This window comes from Oscillatoria sp. FACHB-1406 (assembly GCF_014698145.1).
Classification (GTDB): Bacteria; Cyanobacteriota; Cyanobacteriia; order Cyanobacteriales; family Spirulinaceae; genus FACHB-1406.
Genome location: NZ_JACJSM010000017.1, coordinates 80,425 through 102,952, shown reverse-complemented (window position 1 = coordinate 102,952; position 22,528 = coordinate 80,425). Strand labels below are relative to the sequence as shown.

The following is a 22,528-nucleotide window of genomic DNA, read 5'->3' as shown; positions in this document are numbered from 1 at the left end:
AGGTGAAGGATGAGAGTTAATGCGATCGAGTTTAATGACTTTAGCTCCCTAAGTTTACAACTCGAGTAAAAATTCTTGGGTTAAATACATTGGATCGATCTCATGTTCGCGAGGGAGATAAATAGCGACAGGAATGCCTATATTATGCAGATAGCGACACATTACTGGCCCAACTTCCCGCCAACTCAAATTTCCCAAACCACAGCCTAATGCAGGCATGGCTAAAGATTGAATGCCGACCTCAACAGATTTTTTTTGAAGCCAAGCTAAACCACTTTCAATATCTTCTAACCGAGAATTTTCACGCCAGTTTCTTTTGGTTACAAAAAAGAGAAACCATTTTACGGAGTTCTGAACTTCTAATGGAATAGTTAAGTCTGCTAATTCTCTGTCTAAAGAAGCTTCGCGTTGATACAGATAAGGTGTATCGACATCAATTTGCCTATTTTTACAAGCATCTTGGTACACGACATAAACATCCGGAAATTGATATTTAGCTCGTGATGCTAATCCTTTTCCCATTACCCCTTGAAGATTTACGCTAATGGTGAGCGTCTGCATATTAGAAAAGAACATATCCCCATCAATAAGAGATATATTTCTGCCAATGCGAGTTGCCGACCTAGGTTGGAAGAACATATGAGGTTCGGGAACAATAGGTACGTTCCTAAAACCAATCTTACTTTGTACTCGTTCTTTAGCTTTATGGTCGGTTACAAAAATTGAATGGATTAAATCGGAATCTATTCGCTCTGGAACCAAACATTCAGCCATTATTTTTCGCTTTGAGCCATCAACCTCCGTCCACCATTCTCCTTCAAGGATTTTGCGTTGTTTGTGTAATACTTCTAAGCCCTGCTGTGCTGGATAAAATTGAGTAGCATCATTCGCAGCGTTTCCATCAGTAAGGGTTACGCCCTTAGCTTTTAATATTGCTGGTTTAATGCCAACCACTGCAATATTCCTCCGATCTGTCTCGCAAATCATTCGATACATCATCGGATTGCGAGGTTGGAAGTATAAGTTAGCGTATTCCCACAAACTATTGCGTTCGGGCGTTGATTTCTCCCTGCGCCTGCTAACGATCTCTCGATCGTAGATAGAAGTATAGGCAATTCCTTGGTTTTCAACGCTTTCATGGGAGAGGATACCGCGATCGAGAATTGAGGGTAAATTTTCGATATGGGTAATGTAGTAGAGGCTGATAATATTGGGCTTTTTCATTGTTAATTGTAATGCCCGCCGATCGCAAAAATGTGAATTTCTTTAAGCTTAACTGAATCGAATATTTTCGAGATTCGCACTCCCTCAAGCAATACTGCCGCGTTTGCGCGCTTCTTTATGAGAAGTTCCGACATTTCGCAATCCGGCGCGGATCATTTGCTGTTCGAGTAGAGAGAAAAAGCGCGCGCGATCGCCCCCTCGTACTACTGCTTGATTGTGCGATTCTGCCAGCGCAACGGGGTAGCCATAACCTTTATGCACTTGAGCGAGCATTATACTCAACGATTGATTCAACAGCGCCTCATCTTCTATCACCCATTGCGGGACTTCAACCCGAGCAATTTCCGTTCCGACATGAACGTAACAAAAATAAACGCGCTGTTCTTCGGGATATAACTCCAAAATTCTCGCCGAACTCGCCCACAACGGACCGCGCTGTCCGGGTTGAAGCAGGTGTTCCCATAAGCTAGTATCGCGCAGGGGATCGACGATTTGACAGGGGAAGCGCTCTAAGTTGTTGCAGCGCGTCGTACAATCGGGAGTTGGATGGGGACAAGCTTCATAGCGCAAAAAGTTCGTCGCTTCGCCGCTGCGGGCGGCACTGAGATAGCCCATCCAAGGAATGCGCGCTTCTTGGAGTTGCGCCCAAGCTTCAATAATTGGAGGTAAGAGGCGATCGCGCGCTTCCCCCGGTAGCCCTTCCAAAAACCAATAAATCAGCGAACCGTCCACCATCGCCAAATTAGGTCCCGGATGCGCGCCGGGAGGTTTCACCCACCGACAAGCCATTTCTGCCAGCATTTGCGCTTCGGAAACCATACGCCGATGCCCCATCCATTCCTCGGTACGAATCCCCCACTGTTTGGAAACATACAAATCTTCTGCTTTGTAAAAAACTTCTGGCAAGCTATCGAGTAAGGGCAGCAAACTTTGTCCGTAATGCAGCATCACCCGCCCGACGTTAATTAAGTAGCAGTAGGCAACTTCGTGGTGAGAGGGGGCGATTTGGGAACCGTCGGTAGCGAAGACGGTATGGCGTTCGGGCGGCGCAAAAAGGTTGATACGAGTATCGAGGGGTTCGAGGGGAGTGGCAGCGGCGAAGAGAGCGCGATCGCGCCATTTTTGTTGCGCTTCAACGAGGTGTACCTGCCGCTGTTTGGCTCGCTCTAACAGTTCTTTTGCGGTCTCTAAGCGCTTTTGCCCCGCTTTTACCTCTTGTTTGAGGTGTTGACTGATTCCAGGCATTTGTCCGGCGAGTTTCGTCAGGTCGAGCATGAATTATGAATGATGAGTTATGAATTATGAGTTATGAATTATGAGTTATGAGTTATGAGTTATGAGTTATGAATTATAAGTTGTGAGTGGTGAATTACGAATTACGAATTACGAACTACGAATTACGAACTACGAATTACGAATTACGAACTACGAATTACGAATTAAAAACAAAGTTCCGTTAGCGAAGGCGGCGATAAATCCAGCGCCAAATTGAGAGTAAAAACTCTTCAAACCAAAGCATAAATCGATCTAACCATTCCAAGATTTGCTCTAGGGGATGTTTGACATAACCCGTCGTTGTCGCTTCAACTTCCAACCATTCAGCGACTTCTTCGGCTTCCGGGTTGCTTTCAACGAGGGGAGAAGGTTGAGGATAGGGACGACGGCGTTGGAGGCGAGTGACTTCTGAGGCGATGCGAGCGAGACTCTTTTCGTTAGGCTGCGGAATCGGACGCAGGCGAGAACGAGTTTTTGGTTGCGGGAGGGGTGATGGCGATGAGACGGGTTCGGGGGCAGCTTCTTTTAAGCGGGGGGTTGGGGGGGCGGCAGCTAAGCGCGCAGAAACGGAAAAATTAATCGGATCTTCAGTAAATTCTTCGTCGGCTTCCTCACCATACAAATCGTCCCAAGACAGCCAAAGATCGGCCTCGATATCGGCGCGGGCGGGAAGAGGAGGATTGGCAGAAGCCTTTAGGAAGGGAGGAGGGGACGCGCCTCCAGAAAGATTGGCGCGGCGAGGTTGCTGTTTTCTTTGGGGTAAAGGGAGATCGTCCGTCGCTTCAGATAAGGGAGAATCGTCGCTAACATGGCCGAAGAAATAATCGATCGCGGCACGAATTAAGGTTTGAATCGTCCAAATTTCCTCATCTGTGGCGCGTTGGGGGGCAGTCGCCGGAGGAGGGACGGGTAGGGGAATGTTGAGATCTTCGAGCCAGCCAACGGGAACGGGTGTATCAGCGATCGCGCGCACGATTTCATTTTCCCCCAATTTCACTTCTAAATCGGCAACGGTGCGATCGATGGGTTCTAGGATAGCAATGGCGGTGGGCGGGATTCGCACCTCCTGAGTTGGCGCAAAGGGTTGGCGCGCCCGAGCGAGCGAAGGCAGTTCTGCTGGAACGGGCGCGGCGACGGGAACGGCGGGGGCAACTAAGGCAGATTCTTCAAATAAATTAATTGCGATCGCCACCGGACTCCGCTGCATCCATCCCATCGCCCGCCAAAACCAACGCAAGGGCAGAAAAACGCGATCGTCATCGGCTGCATCGCTCGGAACGAGCAGGGCAAACTTCCCTTCTTGCAAGGCTTTCCGCTCTCGATGGAAATTCGCCACCTCCAAAATAATCCGCCGTTGCAGTTGTTCTTGCTGTTCTTGCGTCAAGATATCCAGAACTTGGTTGTTCGCACTGACAAAAACCAGATGGCGCGATTCTAAGTTGCTAGCAATTCCGATAATTTCCGGGGCTTGTTCTGTCTGTGCTGACATTTCCCCTTCTTCGGAAATCATTAAAGATTCGCTTGCAGTTTCAGAAGAAGCAAGCTTTCCCGGAGCAATTTCGAGTCCCGACAACAGTATTTTTGCCTGTACCCAAGGTTCTAAAACTTCTAAAATGCGCAGAATCGGACTGTCGGCGGCGGGTGCTTCGGGAGCGTTGAGCGGCAAAGAAGCGGGGAGTTGAACCATTTCTCGCTCGAGGGTTGTTGCTTCCCGAAAGGGCGAAAGTTTGTTTAAGGTTTCGCGGGCTTTTTCTCCTGTTTTTTGGGCCAGCAAGCGGCCTGTTTGTACGGTTAAATAGAGGGGATAAGCAAGAATCTGGGCGCTCCAAATCGCTGCAACCTTCGCTCGGCGAGCGGCTTGTCCGAGGCGATCGAGTCCGTGCAATATTTGCCGGTTAAGAAAGTTAAACAAGCGACTTTTATAAGGAGCGTCGATATCCATGTCGGCTTTGGGTTAGGGTTGTAAGGCTTCAGCAACCCGCTTTTGAGACCCCTGCGCTCGGTCGCAACGGCGAATTAACACGCTGACTTCTTCTATTTTAGAGCTTGCTGAGTAATTGACAATTGACAATTGACAATTGATAACGTACTGAATAATTGTTCATTATCCATTGTCGAATGGCACTGATTTAAGGCTGGTGGCGCTGCTCCACCCTACAAAATTATCTGTAGAGACGTTGTATACAACGTCTCTACAGGCAATTTGTTCTTTCTTAAGTCAGTGGCATTCATCCATTATCAATTATTTCAGAAGGTTTGTTTGCGTCGATTGTTATACACTGATTCAACCAGCGCGATCGCGAGGAAATTCGTCAGTAGGGACGATCCCCCATAACTCATCCAGGGTAGCGGAATCCCCGTAATCGGGGCGAGTCCAATCGTCATGCTAATATTAACCGCCACCTGGAAAATAATCATTGACAAAACGCCAACAGCTAAAAGCGAACCGAAGTTTTCATTGGCTTTGAGGGCGATTCTCACCAAGCGAAAACACATTACCCAAAAGACAATCAATAATGCAAAACTGCCAATTAAACCCAATTCTTCACCGACTGCGGAGAAGATAAAGTCGTTGTGTTGCTCGGGAATAAAATTTAACTGCGTTTGCGTGCCTTTAAACAATCCGCGTCCCCAGAGTTCCCCCGAACCGATCGCAATCCGCGATTGAATCAAGTGATAGCCGCCGCCCAAAGGATCTTTTTCGGGCTGAAAAAATAGGGTTAAACGGTCTTGTTGATAGGGTTTTAAATGGCTCCAGAGAAAGCCGCCCAAGCCACCAGAAAGGATATTACCAGCGACTGCGCCGATGGTGCCGATAAACGGCCAAGGAAGACTCCACCACGCGATCGCGCCCATCGCTAACACCCATACGATCCAAGCTGGGAAAAAGACATTATAGAGAATCGCCGATACCAAGGGCGAGCCTAATAAAATCAACCAGCCCGGGTTAGCATTCGCCCAATACAACATCCCCAACGTAATCGCACAGAACACTAGCGAAGTTCCTAAATCGGGCTGCAACATGATCAACACCAACGGAATAAGCGTAATCCCAAGGATGCGAAACACCATTGCCAAGCTCGAAGCCGGACGCGCGTGCAAAACCGCCGCCAAGGTAATAATCAAGCCTAATTTTGCAAATTCCGAGGGTTGAAGGCTAAATCCGCCGAGATTAAACCAACTGCGAGCGCCATTAATTTCTACCCCAAATAAGCGAACGGCAATGAGGGAAAGATTGACGATGCCGAAAATAATCCAATGCCAACCGATTAAATTAGTGTAAGGAAGTCGAGATAGCCACAAAACCAAAGCCAGTCCCACGCCACCAATCGCAAAATGCTGCCACCAGTTGGTTAATTCAGTGTGCAATTGAGTGCTGCGAATCGTCAATCCTCCCCAAATCGTTAAGACAATGGCTAACAAGAGGAGGATGGAATCGAGCTTGTGCCAGGAAGCAAAGAGTAGAGAGAAACGGTCGTAGATAGGAGGTTTTCGGAACATCAGTTCAAGGCAAAGTTTAAAAGATTCGCGCTATTACAAAATGTAGGGTTATCTAGCCCAGCAATGCCACAATTGAGACTTTAGCAGCAATTTGTTGGGAGATGGCAGTCAGAGATCGCGCTGAAGCCGATTCGGGCTGGGCGAGAACGATGGGAAGGCCGTTATCGCCGCCCACGCGCACTGACATTTCCAGCGGTACGCAGCCCAAAAGCGGGATATTCAATTCTTTCGATGTCTTTTCGCCCCCTCCGGAGCCAAATAAATCGTAGGTGCGATCCGGGAGGTCTGGCGGGATAAAATAACTCATATTCTCGACAATGCCCAGAACTTTTACGCCGAGTTGCTGGAACATTTTTAAGCCGCGACGCGCGTCGATTAAGGAAACCGTTTGCGGGGTTGTTACGATGACAGCCCCCGACATGGGAACGGCTTGAGCCATTGTCAATTGTGCGTCTCCGGTTCCGGGGGGCATATCGACAAGTAAGTAATCCAACTCGCCCCAATCGACTTGATAGAGAAACTGACGGATAATACCGTTGAGCATTGGCCCGCGCCAAATTACGGGTTGGTCGGGGTCGATGAGGAATCCCATCGAAACCATTTTTACGCCGTGGTTAAAACTGGGTTCTAAAATATCTTGCCCTTTTTCGTCTTTTTGGACGACGATTTTAGCTTCGGTCAAACCGAGCATGGTGGGGACGTTAGGGCCGTAAATATCGGCATCGAGCAGGCCGACTTTTGCACCCGTCTGCGCTAGGGCGACGGCAACGTTAACAGCGATGGTACTTTTGCCAACTCCACCTTTACCGGAGGAGATGGCAACGATATTTTTAACGCCGGGAACGCTGTTGCGGTCGGGGAGCGCTTTTTGCTGGGGCGTTTCGGCGGTTACGTCTACTTTAACGCTTTCGACTCCCGGTAAGGGCGCGATCGCGCGCTCGCAGTCTTCAACGATAAACTGACGCAAGGGACAAGCTGGAGTGGTCAAGACGAGGGTAAAGCTCACTTGTCCCCCTTCAATCTTGATATTGCGAATCATATTGAGATCTACCAAACTTTTTTGGAGTTCGGGATCTTGAACGGGGCGCAGCGCTTCTAAAACGGTTTGGGTATCGAGCATAGTTAAAATAGCATTTCGTTATTCATCGAAAAATAAAAGCCTGTCTCTATTGCTTCTCTCCCTTCTCCGCCCTCGGAAAACCGCTGACGACGGACAAGGGGAGGCGTTCGCTTAGTCTACAATAAAGCCTTAGCTTCGCGCACCCAATCCTTCAACCCCCAACGCGATCGCGATCGCTTGAGGATAACAGAGCCGAGCATTTCAATGCCGTCGCTCAAACGTTATCCATTGTCCCTTGTCCCCGATCGATTCTCAAAAAGCCGTCGCAAAATAATCCCCAGCGCGATCGCTTCACGAGGCGCGCTGGGGATTAACAGAGCCGAGCATTTCAATGCCTTCACTCAAACGTTATCCATTGTCCATTATCAATTCTCAAAAAGCCTTCGCTCAAACGTTATCAATTATCCATTGTCCATTATCAATTCTCAATTATCCATTGTCCATTGTCCGTTATCGATAATGCGATCGGCAGCACGAGCCAGTTCTGAGGCAACGCGAGCGACATAGGGGCGAATGCAAAGCCAGACTAAGGGAGAAAGCCAGCCCCGCAACGTAATTGAATAGGAAACATAAGTTCCGCACAGGGTAGACTCTATTTGATAAGTCACGCGATTTTCAACCCCCGGTAGGGCTAAAAACCTCACACTTAGTAGCTCTTGGGGTTTGACGCTCTCGACGAAAATTTGGATGGGAAAGGGAGTGAGGCGCGTCACAACTTGATAGATGAGGCCGGGTTTAGCCGTTAGCCCTTCTGGAGCATTGGTGCTGGAAATAAGCGGATGCCAAGAAACATCGGCTAAATTAATTAACTTTTGCCAAAGTACGTCAATTCGGGCATTGCTGACGGCGCGGTACCGCTTGTAGAGGGCAAAATGCGAGAACAGTCTTCCTCGATCGTGGACTAATTTGAAGGAAAAATTAAAAATCATTGCACATTCGCTCCAGAAAACGAAAACCGAGCCGAAGTCGGAAATTAACAGTTTGCAAGTTGCGGACGGTACGGCGCGCGTCCCGACAACCGACCGATGCAAGGGCAACTCGGATAGAGGCGAGTTTGCCGCCGAATATTCGGTCTGCGATCGCGATTTGCTGGGGGTTAGCATTAAAACAATTGTTCGAGGCTGAGAAATCGCGATCGCTCATTGTTGATTAGGGTTCCTTAATCAGACGCTAAAAATGGGTGAAAGTCCCTCGGAGGTAAACGCGCCCCGCTCAGCCCGCCTTTTCGCAAGCGCGCTCTTATCCGCGAAGGGATAGGCACAACGGAAATAGGGGAAGAGCCAGCAGGCACGCTTCTTTCTAGTTTACGCAAGCCCGGTCTGCTCGTTAGTACCGCAACCTTTCTAATAAGCGCTCGATCTCACATTAACTTCCCACCTTTGCACTCTAACTCGTCAGCTAGAAAGTTGGTGAAAGTGACCCGTCCAGCCTCAGAGATTACTGGGGCTAAAGTGCGTTGGAAGCTCGCACGCGAAAGGAGAATTAACAATTGAAAATAAAAAATTAAATAATTACCTTGGCAGCCAACGGAAGTTGAAACGCTCATTTTTTTTGCTTGGCAGTTGCTCGCCTAACTTTTTAGCTTCAAATTTCGCAACAATTGTCAAAATCGAGGTGGCTCGGGCGCGAGTGCCAACTCGACTTTCTGAAGAGACTAAACAGACCGACCGAATCTATGAGAAACTGAGTCGAAGCACTGAAGCCCACACTAAAAATATCTACATATAAATTCACAAACTGAAATGATTGTTTCTGCAAAAAATTTAACATTGCCTACCAATGCAGCCCAACCCGTTGCCAATTCCAGAGAGCGCGTCAGTCAGTTCATGCAACAACTGCAAGACGAAATTTGCCAAGCCCTAGAAGACTTAGACGGAGTAGCTCGGTTCCAAGAAGATTCTTGGCAGCGCCCGGAAGGTGGCGGCGGTCGTTCCCGCGTTATTCGCGAGGGAAGGGTTTTCGAGCAGGGCGGCGTGAATTTTTCTGAAGTTTGGGGACAGCAACTCCCTCCTTCAATTCTCAAGCAGCGTCCGGAAGCTGAAGGTCACGGATTTTATGCCACCGGAACTTCGATGGTGCTGCATCCGCACAATCCATACATTCCTACGGTTCACCTCAATTATCGCTACTTCGAGGCTGGCCCGGTTTGGTGGTTTGGAGGCGGCGCGGATTTAACGCCGTACTATCCCTTTGCCGAAGATGCGGCCCACTTTCATCAAACATTTAAAGCAACTTGCGATCGCCATCACCCCCATTATTACCCAACTTTTAAGCGCTGGTGCGATGAGTATTTTTACCTGAAACATCGTCAAGAAACGCGCGGAATTGGCGGCTTATTTTTTGATTATCAAGATGGCGAAGGTCAACTGTATCGCGGACCGGAAACCGATAGCGAAGCGGCGCGCTATAGCCGACAAATCGGAGAGCCAGCAGAGCGCAGTTGGGAAGAACTATTTGCATTTATTAACGACTGCGGGCGAACCTTTATTCCTGCTTACGTGCCGATCGCGCAAAAACGCCAAGATATAGCTTACGGCGATCGCGAACGCAATTTTCAACTTTATCGACGCGGCCGTTACGTCGAATTCAATCTCGTCTACGATCGCGGTACAATTTTTGGATTGCAGACTAATGGGCGCACTGAATCGATTTTAATGTCCCTGCCTCCTTTAGTGCGTTGGGAATACGGCTATCAACCTCAACCCGATACGCCGGAGGCAGAACTTTACCAAACCTTTCTTAAACCCCAAGAATGGGCAGATTGGCAAGCGACAGTCGAGAAAGATCGGGGCTAAACCCCACTCCTCGCTGTCAAAGGTATAATAATTAGCGGTTCGGTATCGGCGCGGGTTGAGCTTGCCGTTAAAACGCTAAAGGAATGTTATCGTTTTAGCTATAGCCGCCCATCGCCGGATTTGCGAAACTGGAGTTGCTGCTTGAGTTATAGAGGTAAATTCACGAGTGATCCACATCGAACAAAAAAACCACACAACCCAAGATGGCAAAACGGTCATCGTTCTCGCACCTAGCGGGCGTTTGGATATTACGACGGCTTGGCAGTTTCGCCTGAAACTCCAAGAATGTATTTCTAAACTCAGCCCTCACGTAGTCGTCAACCTCTCTCAGGTGAGTTTTATCGACAGTTCGGGTTTGACTTCTCTGGTTGCTGGGATGCGCGATGCCGATAAAGTCAAGGGAACATTCCGGATCTGTAACGTTCATCCCGAAGCCAAACTGGTGTTTGAAGTCACGATGATGGACTCGGTATTCGAGATTTACGAGACCGAGGAGGAAGCGATTGAAGGCGTACCCCGCTCGATGACAACCTAGTCCCCCTAAGCGGAATTTAAAATTAAAATTTGGAGATCTGTCGGATTGGCAAGGTAGTTGTCATTGGGTTCTTATAACTTATTGTTAAGTTATCTTGCCTAATTCTAACTCCAAGTAACCATCCTGTTTGGTGATGCAAGCAGGGATGATTAACGCAATTTAGAAGTCAAAAGCGTTTGAGGAGCAGAATCTGTGGACTTGTTTACCATCGGCCACTCAAATCACGATATCGGCACTTTTATATCCTTGCTTCAGCAGCATGAAATTACAGCCCTTGCTGATGTTCGCTCGTATCCCTACAGTCGCTTTCTGCCCCACTTTAATCAAGTCGAATTAAAAGCAGCTTTAGCAGAACGAGGAATTGCTTATGTATTCCTCGGAGATGCCCTCGGAGCAAGACCCAAACAGCGAGAATGTTATGTTGACGGCAAAGCACTCTATGAAAAAATTGCCGCAACAGATGAGTTTCAAGCCGGAATTCAAAGAATTTTAAACGGAATCCAGAAATACCAAATTTCTCTTATGTGTGCTGAAAAAGATCCGCTGACTTGCCATCGAGCGGTTTTAGTTTGTCAGCACTTACGGTCTTTCGAGCTACAGATTGCTCATATCCTCAAAGATGGTCGCTTAGAATCTCACCAACATTTAGAGCAGAGAATGCTGAGAAAGCATGGATTTACCGACTTTTTTGAGGAGCCGAACAAACAAGTTCAACTTTCTTTTTTCACTCCAGAAAATTCCGATCTTTGTAGCCAAAAAGAATGTTTAGAGCGTGCTTATTGGCTTCAAGGTGATGAAATTGCTTATGTCGAGAAAAAAGCAAATGCCAATCATTGAATCAAAACAAGTTAAGTTGTTTACGATAGGGTTTACTAAGAAGAGCGCTCGCGATTTTTTTGAAAAACTGAAAGCTGCTGGTATTAAAAAGGTTATAGACACCCGTTTGAATAATGTTTCTCAGTTGTCTGGTTTTACCAAACGATCTGACCTGGAGTATTTTTTAACCTCTATTGCTGACATTGATTACTGCCACATTTTAGATTTTGCTCCAACGAAAGATATTCTTGATGAATACAAAAAAAATAAAGGAAGCTGGGAAACTTACGAGCGACAATTTTTAGAGCTAATGGTTCATCGTCAAGTTGAAAATAAAATCTCTCCAAGTCAACTCGATTGTGCTTGTCTCCTCTGTAGCGAAGCAAAACCGCATTACTGTCATCGCCGCTTGGTCGCTGAGTATCTTAGTGAAAAATGGGGCAACGTAAATATATGTCATCTCTGAAAAGAATTGTATGTCTTGCTAATTCTTGGAAGCTACAAGAGCGTTGCATTGCTGGTATGGATATCGAGACGGGAAAATGGATTCGTCCTGTCTGCGATCTCGTTTATCCTCAAGACGGCAGAATTCCAGAGGAAACGCGATTAATTCAAGGCAAGGAACCCGAACTTTTGCAGGTTTTAGAGATTCCGCTGGCAGAGACTGGGAATGACTTCGGATTTGAATGTGAAAATCGCTCTGTTTTGCCGGGAAAGTGGAATATACCGGGTTGGGTCAAACCACAGCATTTAATCGAGCGTTGTGAAAATTTTCCATACATCCTTCATAACGAATTGAAATATGTTAATCCTTCCAGTTTGCAGGCTCTACCCAAGGAGCAACGCTACACATTGCAGCTTGTTCGCACTCGAGAAATCTTGGTTCAAAAGAGTTCATCTGGAAAAACAGGATGGAGAGGCACTTTACAAACATTGAACGGTCAAACCTTAACCGATGCTAAAATAACCGATCCAACTTTTGTTGAAAAATTAGAAACAGGATACAATCCTACGGGCGACTATTTAGTAACGGTTAGTCTGAGTATGCCTTGGGCCCCTCCGGATTGGGAAGGTGAAGCGCCTTCCTGGAAACTCATTGTAGGAGTTATCGAAATATCAAATGGTTGAGTTAGCCTTAAAATAGCTATCCTGTAAAATCTTGACGTTTTTGAAAGCGGAACGGCCCGAGCAAAGCCCCCCAAGTCGCCTGTCCGGTTGTGGGGTCTATCCCTTTATCGTAAACGCGAAGTTCCTCGGAAGTCGCTTCAAATCCAAGGGAAACTTGATAGGTTTTATCTTCGTAGGTGAAACAACACTTTTGCTCCGGGTTGCTGGCAGTACGATAGAGGGGCGCGTTCGGCGATCCTTCGATGTGGAGCGCGAGGGTACAGCCCGGTAAAAACTCGACTTCCTCTGAGGTTAAACGAGCAAGGCGCTCGGAGTCTTGTCCCAAGCAGCGAGCAGCCGCTAAATCTTTGAACATATAATATTCCACTTGGAGTTTGGCAGGCGTTGGCTCGAGTTGTCGGAGTCGTACCAACCGCTGGCGATAGGGTTTATCGGGGGAGAGGGCGTTGGCTTGTTCGACAAAAAAAGTGAGGCTATCGTCAGCAAATAAGGGGGTAGGACGCTGCCATAGGCGTAAATTAACGTACCAGGCGGGTTCGGCGATCGCTTGTTCGCGGTTGGTGAATTCTCCGGCAAAGTAGCGTCCGAGGGTTAGGAGTTCGGGGCAAAGGGACATGGATAATTGATAATTGATAATGGACAATGGACAACGTGAGTTTCGGTAAAAACCTGAATTTTGAGCCTTACGATAAAAGAAGAGGTTCGCGATCGCTTGGCAAATGCGGCCATTAAGCGAGAAAATGTAAACTACTGTATCTTCAAACGAGCCGATCTGTGTCTTTAGTTCGCACTGTCTCCGATACCAAACGGAAATTTTACACCCATCACACCCGCCCCATTAACTCCATCTACCGGCGAGTTGTCGAAGAATTGCTGGTTGAAATGCACCTGCTTTCAGTTAATGTAAATTTTCGTTACGACCCGATTTACGCGCTGGGCGTTGTTACGTCGTTCGATCGCTTCATGCAAGGATATCGTCCGGAACGGGACTTATCTTCCATTTTTGAGGCGCTATGCCGCGCGGTAGAAAGCGATCCGGAGCAGTACCGACGAGATGCAGAAATGGTGCGATCGCAAGGGAAGGCTTTATCGCTCGAACAAATTGTCGCTTGGAACAATGAGTTAGGAGCTAATCCCGAAGCTGGAGCGCTCTACGAAGGCTTAAAAGCGATCGCCTTTAACCCCAACTTTAAGTACAGTCGCTTATTTGCCCTCGGTTTGTACTCCCTGCTCGAAGGAACGAATGCCGATTGGGCAAAAGATGAAAAACAGCGCGATCGCGTCCTTCAAGAGTTGAGCGAAACGCTAAAATTGCCTGCCGATAAAATTCAAAAAGATATCGAACTCTATCGCAGCAATCTCGAAAAAATGGCTCAAGTGCAAGCTGCGATTGAAGATTCTCTCAATGCCGATCGCAAGAAACGCCAGCAGCAACTGCTCGAGAAAAGCGCTCCCATCGAACCCTCCGACACGCCGTAAGCCCCCGCTCAAACTCCGTCCTTCTCGTTGCCATTCCCGCACTTTCGCGCTGGGGTTGCGAATCGAGGAGGACGGCACAACTTTTTGCTGACATCACAATTTGTCTAATCTGTCAACCCCACTTCCCCTCATTGTTTCAGCATTCAGCATTCACAATTCTCAATTCCCCTCACCGTTTCAGCATTCACAATTGCTAATTCCTGATTCCCCCTCGCCCCATTCATTCGCATCGCGACCGCAAAAAGGCTATACTAGGCCTTACTACAAAACGATTTAACTTTTGATTTTCTCCCACCGATTTCTAAATCGGTCTCAATAAATTGCATTTATTGCATCTATCGACAGTTGTTATCGAGCGGTGTCTGAAGTTAACCCGATTGAAGGGCGAGCAACGACAGTACGGGACGCTCAAACTCAATAGCCCGGGAGTATCTCAAAAACAAGTTGATAGTTGACCGATGTAGATTGAATAAAGGTTAAAGTCCATCCTAAGCTCCAATGACCGAATCTCAAGCGCTCTCCACTGAGACTTCAGGAGAAAACGAGCGAGTTATTTTAATTCAACATATCGCCAAGCGAATTCATCATTCATTAGAATTGCCCGAAATTTTGGCGGCCGTTGCGCTCGAAGTCCGATCTTACCTCAAGATCGATCGCGTCAAAATATATCGCTTCGATGGCGACGGTAGCGGAGAAGTCATTGCTGAATCGCTCGCTCCCAATCGCTTGCCCTCCCTCCAAGGCTTGCGCTTCCCTGCCGATGACATTCCCGCGATCGCCCGCAAAAATTTCTTAAAAGCGAAAGTCCGTTCCATTGTCGATGTCGATCGCGGTTCGATTGTCTGGAGTCCGGGTACGGTATCCGACATTTTCGATGCAGAAATTGAAGGATTGCGCCAAGTCGATCCCTGCCACCTAGAATATTTAAAAACGATGGGCGTGCGTTCGTCGGTCGTTTTACCCTTACAAATCAGTAAAAATCTGCTCGAAACAGATGCTCCAGAACGCCTCTGGGGTTTATTAATCGTTCACCATAGCGAAGTCAGAACGCCGAACGATAGCGAACTGCAAATCTTGCAATGGATTGCCGATCAAACCAGCAGTGCGATTTCCCAAGCCGAACTCCTGCGACAGGCGCGACATCAAACCCAGCAGCAAGCTACGATTAATCGCGTCTCTTCTTTCCTGCATTCGTTGCAAACGATTCAACTCCAACACGCCCTCTCAGAAACCGTTATTGCACTCCAAGGTTCGGGAGGAAGGCTTTACTTAGCGGCTGCGTTTAAGGGAAGCGATAATGCCGACATCTACACCTGTGGCAATGCCGATAAGATTAGCGATCGCAGCTTCGGACATACGATTGAAGAGCATCCCAGTTGGCAACAACTTTTAGCAGAAGGAATGTTAGCTCATCCTACCCCTAGCTCCTCCGTCGATCGCCAAATCGTACCGATTGCGATTTCCAACCTCTATAAAGTCCCACTGCTGCGCGTTTTAAGCCCCGCCTTCGGTTCGACGCGCATTCGCGGATTGCTGATTTTTCCGCTGTACTACCGACAGCAACTCTTAGGCAGTTTGACGATTTGCCGCGACGAAATCGAGACGGAAACCCTCTGGGCGGGCTACTTCGACCCCAACGAAAAGCAAACGCTTCCCCGTCAATCCTTTGAGGTATGGCGCGAATATAAGCGAGGGCAAGCGCTCGACTGGACGCAAGAGGAAGTCGAGTTAGGGACGGCTTTAGCCGGACAGTTCGCGATCGCCATCCAGCAACATCAACTCTACCGTCAAATTAACGACCTCAATGGTAGTTTGGAGCGAGTCGTTCGGGAGAGAACCGCCCAACTCCAACAATCTTTGAATTTTTCCCGCGTCCTGCGCCAGATTAGCGAGCGCATTCGCAGCAGTCTGGATTTAGATGCAACCTTGCAAGCAGTTGTCCGCGAAGTCGGTAACTTACTCGATGCCGATCGCATGGTGATCTACAAATTTTCGCCGAATTACGAACTCGAAGCCATCGTTGAGGAAGTTAAAGGCAAATGGCGCTCGGTTCTCGGGGTCGATAGTCCGCCCCAACGCTTCAGCGATCGCGATATTGCAGAGTTTCTCAACGGTCACGTTCAAGCCAGTAATGAAGTTTCCAGCGATCGCTACTTAACCCCCATCCATCGACACTTCTTACAAAATATTCAGGTTCAAGCTACCCTCATTGTCCCCATTCGCATCGGCGAAAAATTGTGGGGATTGCTCGTTGCCAACGAATGCAAAGCACCGCGCATCTGGCAAGATGCCGAAATTAAGCTTCTCCAACAACTCGCCGATCGCGTTGCGGTCGCCATCAACCAAGCCGAACTCTACCGCGAAAGTAACATTGCCGCGACTCTCGCCACCAAACGAGCTTTCGAGCTAGAACGCATTGCCGAACAGCAGCGAACTTTATTTCGCGTCATCACCAAAATTCGCGAATCTCTCGAACTCAATGCTATTTTTCAAACCGCTACCACTGAAGTTCGTCAGCTTCTCCACGCCGATCGCGCGGCGATTTTTCGGTTTGCCCCCGACTCGAACTATACCGAAGGCGAGTTTATTGCTGAGGATACTAAAGTCGGATTGGACTTGCTAGTCGGGCAAAAAGTTTGCGATCGCTGCTTTGGCGAAGACTTCCGCCACGACTACGAACGCGGCAGAATGCACCTGGTTTCCAACCTCGCAGAAAGCAATTTAAGCGACTGTCATCGAGAATTTTTACAAAAATTTCAGATTCGCGCTCACCTCGTCGTTCCCCTCTCCAAAGGCGAACAACTCTGGGGGCTACTCTGCGTTCATCAATGCCAAAGAATCCGCACTTGGCATCCTTCAGAAGTCGATTTTGTCCAGCAAATTGCCACTCATTTAAGCGTAGCACTCCAACAGGGATTTCTGCTCGCTCAAACTCAGAAGCAAACTGAAGAACTCGCCCGCGCGCTTTCCGACTTACAAAAAACTCAAACTCAACTGATTCAGACTGAGAAAATGTCGAGTCTCGGACAATTAGTTGCTGGAGTCGCTCACGAAATCAATAATCCCGTTAATTTTATTTATGGAAACTTGACTTATCTCGAAGAGTATGCGGAGAGCTTATTAGATTTGCTGCAATTTTATCGTTCGCTTTATGCCCGTTCGACCCCCGAACTTGTCGAACGAGAAGAAGAACTAGAAATTGACTTTTTGCTCGAAGATTTACCCAAAATTTTAGCCTCGCTCAAAATGGGGGCCGAGCGCATCCGTCAATTAGTTCTTTCGCTCCGGAACTTCTCTCGCCTCGATGAAGCCGAACGCAAACCGGTCGATATTCATGAGGGAATTGATAGTACCCTACTGATTTTGCAGCATCGCTTAAAAGCAAAAGAGAATAAACTGCCGATCGAAATTGTTAAAAAGTACGGCGATCTGCCCCAGATTGAATGTTATGCCGGTCAACTCAATCAAGTGTTCATGAATATTCTCAGTAACGCGATTGACGCGATCGAAGAACGCCGCGTTGCTGGAAAGATTGTTATTCGTACTGCCGTCGCTTTGGGAGATTCAACGCAGGATTCGCGCGCGGTTATCAAAATTTCAGATAACGGACAAGGGATGCCGCTTGCTGTTATCAATTCAATTTTTGACCCATTTTTTACGACTAAGCCTTTAGGCAAAGGGACGGGATTAGGTTTGGCAATCAGTTATCAAATTATTGTTGAAAAACATCGCGGTAACTTGCGCTGTAAGTCTGTTCCCGGTGAGGGAACGACTTTTGAGATTGAAATCCCGATGCAAAATGATGGGGAGGAAGGTACTAGGGAAAGTTAGCGCGATCGCTCCCGAAGGTATTCAGGTATAATGCGCTAGCATCTTCCGGGAACTTTGCCTCTAGTAGCCGCAATTCAATGCTCTCGATTGAGAATCTCCAAAAATCTTACGGTCAGCGTCGAGTTCTTCAAGGACTGACGCTGTACGTTCCTCCCGGACAAATTTATGGGTTGTTGGGTGCAAACGGGGCGGGAAAAACGACGACGATTAATATTCTCTGTCATCTACTGGAGCCAGACAGCGGTAAGATTTCTATCGACGGGATTCCGGTTTCGGAGAAAACCAAATCTCGGATTGGCATCGCTCCTCAAGAAAATCTTCTCTATAAAAGCTTGTCCTGCCAGGAAAATCTGACTTTTTTTGCCAAAATTTACGGGTTAAAAGGACGGAAGTTGCGAGAGGCGGTAGCAGGAAGTTTGGCGGCGGTGAATTTGAGCGATCGCGCCGGTAGTATTGTAGAAACCCTAAGCGGGGGAATGCAGCGCCGCTTGAACATTGCGATCGCGTTGGTTCACAATCCGCCCTTCGTCATCCTCGACGAACCGACGACGGGATTGGATATCGAGGCGCGTTACGAGGTTTGGGAATTGATTCGCCGCTTGCAAGGGCAGGGAATTACGGTTTTGCTAACAACGCATCTTTTGGATGAAGCCGAACGCCTCTGTCAGAAGATTGGCATTTTAAAAGAAGGGCGCATTTTAGCAGAAGGAAGCTTGACAGAATTACAAAAATATGTAAAGGCGCGGGAGATTGCGATCGTGAAAACGCCGGACGAAGCGGGCGCGATCGCGCGGGCCGAAGAACTCGGCTTTCCCCATCGCTATTACAGCAGCGATTTAGCCTTTTGGTTGCCAAAACCCTTAGAATTAAGCGAGATTTTGAGCTATTTTGAAGGAATTCCTCTCGATTCGATTTCCCGCCAGCCCGTGCGCTTAGAGCATATTTACCTGGAAGTGACGCGGGGAAAGCCCTAACGCAGCGATGTGGCACGGTCGGCTTGCTGTTAAGTCCGCTTGGGGGGGACAATAAGGGGAAGGAAGAATCGCAGGGAAGCTTGTTAGCTCGGATATTGATATGAATCGTATGTCGCTGTTTGATTGGTTTGCTCATCGTCGAAAATCGGAACCTCGTGCCGAGTCGCCCCAGGAACGGGAAATTGCCGATGGCTTGTGGACGAAGTGCGAAGCGTGCGGCGTTCTCGCTTATACCAAAGACTTGCAAGCCAATCAGATGGTTTGCCTCGAATGCGGCCATCATATGCCGGTTGATAGCAACGAGCGCATTCGTCAGTTAATCGATCCGAAAACCTGGAAGCCGCTGAATGAAGAGGTTAGCCCCATCGATCCGCTCAAGTTTAAGGATCGCAAACCCTACGCCGATCGCTTGCGGGAATATCAAGATAAAACCGGATTGACCGATGCCGTACAAACGGGAACGGGACTGCTGGATGGTTTCCCAGTGGTATTGGGCGTAATGGATTTTCGCTTTATGGGTGGCAGTATGGGATCGGTGGTTGGCGAGAAGTTGTGCCGCGCGATCGAATACGGAACGCAAGAGGGCTTGACAGTTATTATTTTATGTGCATCTGGCGGGGCGCGGATGCAGGAAGGGATGTTGAGTTTGATGCAGATGGCGAAGATTTCCGGCGCGTTAGAACGCCATCGCCAAGCGAAGTTCCTTTATATTCCGGTGCTGACGCATCCGACAGCGGGCGGCGTAACCGCGAGTTTTGCGATGTTGGGAGATATGATTTTGGCAGAACCGAAGGCAACGATCGCGTTTGCCGGACGGCGCGTGATCGAACAGACGTTGCGCGAGAAGTTGCCGGACGATTTCCAAACTTCGGAGTATTTGTTGCAACATGGATTTATCGACGCGATCGTGGCGCGTACCCAGTTGAAAAAAACGCTCGCGCAGCTAATTAGCTTGCATCAACCCGTGAGTTTACTGGCTCGATTGTCGGAGGATGAAGAAATTGGCGATCGCATTCAAGTTCATCAAGAATAGCCGAATACGAGCGTAGGGACGTTCAATTGAACGTCCCTGCAAGCATTTAGCGTTTGGCTCTCAAAGCGGTTTTAGAATTAACTACAGTATAAATCGTAGAACAAAGTTCCCATGCGCTGGCTTAACTTTTTTATGGCAGATTGGCGAACTGTTGCGATCTCGTCTCCTGCTAACATCTCTAGTATTAAGAGTTCGAGACTCGGATTTTTGGCTAGGGCAGTCCGAACTTGCTGTCTAGAATCGCACGCTAATATCTCCAATGTTTCCCTCGCCGTACTGGGATTTCGAGCCACTGCCGTCCGCACGTTAATGACGCGATCGCTTGCTAAACGATGTAAGATTTCTACAGGCGTGGTCGGGTTTTTAGCAACGGCTCTACGGACTTCAGGGAAGTCATGGTTCGCTAACAATTCCAGGACGGACACGGGCGTGTTCTGGTTTTTAGCAACGGCTTTACGGACTTCAGAATGGCAATCCTTTCCCAACAATTCGAGCGTAGCGGCAGATTGAACGCGACGGGCAACGCTAAGGCGAAAATGGACTGATTCTTCCGCCAGTACTGTAGAACGGCAGAATTCTTCGAGAATCGATGCAGGCAGTCGTTTGTCTTTTACTATACGTTCGCGTATGCCCGAATTGGAGTCATAGATTAATTCTGCCAAAATCGAAACTGGCGTAGTGGGATTGCTGGCAACCTCGGCGCGGACAAAGGAATTGCTATCCTTCGAGAGCTTCTCTAACACTGGAATGGGCGTGCGGTGGTTTGCTGCGATCGCGGTGCGAATATCTTCATAGGGACTCTCAACGAAACGCTCCAACCACTCGTGCTCGTAGTAAATACGCCTCAAACAGTCACAACCTACACGGCGAACTGATGAAGAGGGATGATTGCAAAACAATTCCAATAACGCTTCTTTGCCACGAGTCGAATTTAGCAGCCGATAGCGCGTCTGCGAGGGCATTATTTCTAAGAAATTTGGATGCTCTAAACTCAACAAAGGAAAAACGGGGTTCTCCAACAATTGTTCGGGAAATTCTTTTCCTAGCTCAAACAAAACTTCGGTTGCAGTATTGGGATTTCCCGTTACAGCTTCCCGCGTCAATCGATCCTTGCTTTGGCTGAGTTTTTCCAGTAACCCGGAAGGTGCATGAGGATTTTTGGCGACAAGACGAGAGAGTTGTTCGCTTTGGCTTGCCAGTTCGGTTAAATGTTCTGGGTTCGAGAGCTTCTCTAAAACTGAAATGGGCGTACGGGGATTCTCGGCAACCTTGACGCGGACGGAGGAATCGCTATCCTCCAAGAGCTTCTCTAACACTGAAATAGGCGTGTGGTAGTTTGCTGCGAGCGCGATGCGGACTTCAGAATCGCTATCCTCCAAGAGCTTCTCGAACACTGAAATGGGCCCGTGGCCGTTTGCTGCGATCGCGGCGCGGACTTTAGAATCGCTATCCTCCGAGAGCTTCTCGAACACTGAAATGGGCCCGTGGCCGTTTGCTGCGATCGCGATCTTGACGCGGACGGAGGAATCGCTATTCTTCAAGAGCTTCTCGAACACTGAAATGGGCGTGTGGTGGTTTGCTGCGATCGCGACGCGGACGGAGGAATCGCTATCCTCCAAGAGCTTCTCGAACACTGAAATGGGCGTGCTGCGGTTTGACGCGATCGCGGCGCGGACTTCAGAATCGCTATCCTTCAAGAGCTTCTCTAAAACTGAAATGGGCGTGCTGCGGTTTGACGCGATCGCGGCGCGGACGGCGGAATCGCTATCCTTCGAGAGCTTCTCTAAAACTGAAATGGGCGTGCTGCGCTTTGACGCGATCGCGGCGCGAATATCTTGATAGGGACTCTCAACGAAACGCTCCAACCACTCGCGCTCGAAGTGGTTATGAAACAAAAAGTGACCACCTACATGGCGAACTGAGAAGGAGGGATGATTGCAAAGCGATTCCAATAACGCTTCTTTGCCACGAGTCGCATCTAGCAGCCGATAGAGCGTCTGCGAGGGCATTCTTTCCAAGAAATTTGGATGCTTTAAACTCAGTAAAGGAAAAGCGGGGTTCTCCAACAATTGTTCGGGAAATTCTTTTCCTAGCTCAAACAAAACTTCGGTTGCAGTATTGGGATTTCCCGTTACGGCTTCCCGCGTCAATCGATCCTTGCTTTGGCTGAGTTTTTCCAGTAACTCGGAAGGTGCATGAGGATTTTGGGCGACAAGACGAGCGAGTTCTTCACTTTGGCTCGCCAGTTCAGTTAAATGCTCTGGGTTAGAATTAAGAATAATTGCTTCTTGCTCCATCTCTCTAACTGATGAGTTTTGTGTCGATCGCAATTTTTAATAATTAATTCTCTGCGACCTTCTCAAATGTAGCACTACTTGAAACATGAATGTCTGTTTCTAAGCGCGCCAACGTCTTAGCTGGTGGGGATTGCCCAGCCTACCGAACATCCTAACTGACGCATCCGACAGCGGGCGGCGTAACCGCGAGTTTTGCGATGTTGGGAGATATGATTTTGGCAGAACCGAAGGCAACGATCGCGTTTGCCGGACGGCGCGCGATCGAACAGACGTTGCGCGAGAAGTTGCCGGACGATTTCCAAACTTCGGAGTATTTGTTGCAACATGGATTTATCGACGCGATCGTGGCGCGTACCCAGTTGAAAAAAACGCTCGCGCAGCTAATTAGCTTGCATCAACCCGTGAGTTTATTGGCTCGATTGTCGGAGGATGAAGAAATTGGCGATCGCATTCAAGTTCATCAAGAATAGTCGAATACGAGCGTAGGGACGTTCAATTGAACGTCCCTACATAAAATTTA

The 22,528-nt window shown here is 48.3% G+C and carries 18 protein-coding genes and 1 pseudogene; 10 read left to right on the top strand and 9 right to left on the bottom strand.

The features are described from left to right. Positions 1–54: 54 nt before the first annotated feature. The 7 genes from H6G50_RS16590 to H6G50_RS16560 all read right to left on the bottom strand — a co-directional run bounded on the left by H6G50_RS16590 (position 55) and on the right by H6G50_RS16560 (position 8,263). Positions 55–1,224 (bottom strand): DarT ssDNA thymidine ADP-ribosyltransferase family protein, encoded by a 1,170-nt coding sequence (locus tag H6G50_RS16590; RefSeq protein WP_190718490.1) that lies wholly within the window; start codon positions 1,222–1,224, stop codon positions 55–57. A gap of 84 nt (positions 1,225–1,308) precedes the next feature. After that, complete coding sequence (locus H6G50_RS16585) at positions 1,309–2,499, bottom strand: DNA double-strand break repair nuclease NurA (protein ID WP_190718487.1); 1,191 nt, start codon at positions 2,497–2,499, stop codon at positions 1,309–1,311. A gap of 181 nt (positions 2,500–2,680) precedes the next feature. After that, entirely contained in the window at positions 2,681–4,441 is a 1,761-nt protein-coding gene (locus H6G50_RS16580; RefSeq protein ID WP_190718485.1) for a hypothetical protein, read from the bottom strand. A gap of 305 nt (positions 4,442–4,746) precedes the next feature. Beyond that, a complete protein-coding gene (gene rodA / locus H6G50_RS16575; protein WP_190718482.1) occupies positions 4,747–6,000 on the bottom strand; it encodes a rod shape-determining protein RodA in 1,254 nt (417 codons plus the stop codon). Positions 6,001–6,052: 52 nt separating this feature from the next. After that, positions 6,053–7,120 carry an Mrp/NBP35 family ATP-binding protein gene (locus tag H6G50_RS16570; protein WP_190718479.1) on the bottom strand — a complete coding sequence of 356 codons (1,068 nt, stop codon included), beginning with the start codon at positions 7,118–7,120 and terminating at the stop codon, positions 6,053–6,055. A 425-nt stretch (positions 7,121–7,545) separates the two neighbouring features. Further along, a complete protein-coding gene (locus H6G50_RS16565) occupies positions 7,546–8,049 on the bottom strand; it encodes an SRPBCC family protein (protein WP_190718477.1) in 504 nt (167 codons plus the stop codon). Continuing rightward, positions 8,039–8,263 (bottom strand): hypothetical protein, encoded by a 225-nt coding sequence (locus H6G50_RS16560; protein WP_190718474.1) that lies wholly within the window; start codon positions 8,261–8,263, stop codon positions 8,039–8,041. Before H6G50_RS16560 ends, H6G50_RS16565 begins: the two co-directional genes overlap by 11 nt. Positions 8,264–8,862: 599 nt before the next feature. Between H6G50_RS16560 and hemF the strand changes: the two genes are divergently transcribed. The 5 genes from hemF to H6G50_RS16535 all read left to right on the top strand — a co-directional run bounded on the left by hemF (position 8,863) and on the right by H6G50_RS16535 (position 12,394). Then, positions 8,863–9,915: an oxygen-dependent coproporphyrinogen oxidase gene (hemF, locus tag H6G50_RS16555; RefSeq protein WP_190718472.1), complete on the top strand. Its 1,053-nt coding sequence runs from the start codon at positions 8,863–8,865 to the stop codon at positions 9,913–9,915. 166 nt (positions 9,916–10,081) lie between these two features. Next, positions 10,082–10,450, top strand: coding sequence for an anti-sigma factor antagonist (locus tag H6G50_RS16550; protein WP_190718469.1), 369 nt, complete (start codon positions 10,082–10,084; stop codon positions 10,448–10,450). Positions 10,451–10,642: 192 nt separating this feature from the next. Next, complete coding sequence (locus tag H6G50_RS16545) at positions 10,643–11,287, top strand: DUF488 family protein (RefSeq protein ID WP_190718468.1); 645 nt, start codon at positions 10,643–10,645, stop codon at positions 11,285–11,287. Continuing rightward, positions 11,274–11,732 (top strand): DUF488 domain-containing protein, encoded by a 459-nt coding sequence (locus H6G50_RS16540; RefSeq protein ID WP_190718465.1) that lies wholly within the window; start codon positions 11,274–11,276, stop codon positions 11,730–11,732. Before H6G50_RS16545 ends, H6G50_RS16540 begins: the two co-directional genes overlap by 14 nt. Further along, positions 11,702–12,394: a hypothetical protein gene (locus tag H6G50_RS16535; RefSeq protein WP_190718462.1), complete on the top strand. Its 693-nt coding sequence runs from the start codon at positions 11,702–11,704 to the stop codon at positions 12,392–12,394. Before H6G50_RS16540 ends, H6G50_RS16535 begins: the two co-directional genes overlap by 31 nt. Positions 12,395–12,410: 16 nt before the next feature. Here the strand turns inward: H6G50_RS16535 and H6G50_RS16530 are convergent, their stop codons facing one another. Continuing rightward, positions 12,411–13,010 carry a chromophore lyase CpcT/CpeT gene (locus H6G50_RS16530; RefSeq protein ID WP_190718459.1) on the bottom strand — a complete coding sequence of 200 codons (600 nt, stop codon included), beginning with the start codon at positions 13,008–13,010 and terminating at the stop codon, positions 12,411–12,413. 158 nt (positions 13,011–13,168) lie between these two features. Between H6G50_RS16530 and psb29 the strand changes: the two genes are divergently transcribed. The 4 genes from psb29 (at position 13,169) to accD (ending at position 19,711) form a co-directional block, all read left to right on the top strand. Next, entirely contained in the window at positions 13,169–13,873 is a 705-nt protein-coding gene (gene psb29 / locus H6G50_RS16525) for a photosystem II biogenesis protein Psp29 (RefSeq protein WP_190718456.1), read from the top strand. A gap of 498 nt (positions 13,874–14,371) precedes the next feature. After that, a complete protein-coding gene (locus tag H6G50_RS16520; protein WP_190718453.1) occupies positions 14,372–17,704 on the top strand; it encodes a GAF domain-containing protein in 3,333 nt (1,110 codons plus the stop codon). A 77-nt stretch (positions 17,705–17,781) separates the two neighbouring features. Continuing rightward, positions 17,782–18,678: an ABC transporter ATP-binding protein gene (locus H6G50_RS16515; protein ID WP_190718450.1), complete on the top strand. Its 897-nt coding sequence runs from the start codon at positions 17,782–17,784 to the stop codon at positions 18,676–18,678. Positions 18,679–18,787: 109 nt separating this feature from the next. Continuing rightward, entirely contained in the window at positions 18,788–19,711 is a 924-nt protein-coding gene (gene accD / locus H6G50_RS16510) for an acetyl-CoA carboxylase, carboxyltransferase subunit beta (RefSeq protein WP_190718567.1), read from the top strand. Between the two features lie 77 nt (positions 19,712–19,788). Here accD and H6G50_RS16505 read toward each other — a convergent pair whose 3' ends face one another. Continuing rightward, on the bottom strand, positions 19,789–22,008 hold the full coding sequence (locus tag H6G50_RS16505) for a HEAT repeat domain-containing protein (RefSeq protein WP_190718447.1): 2,220 nt from the start codon (positions 22,006–22,008) through the stop codon (positions 19,789–19,791). A gap of 155 nt (positions 22,009–22,163) precedes the next feature. On the opposite strand from H6G50_RS16505, the pseudogene H6G50_RS16500 reads away from it, so the two are divergent. Next, positions 22,164–22,478: pseudogene (locus tag H6G50_RS16500) on the top strand (acetyl-CoA carboxylase carboxyl transferase subunit beta); the annotation flags it as partial. Between the last annotated feature and the right edge of the window lie 50 nt (positions 22,479–22,528).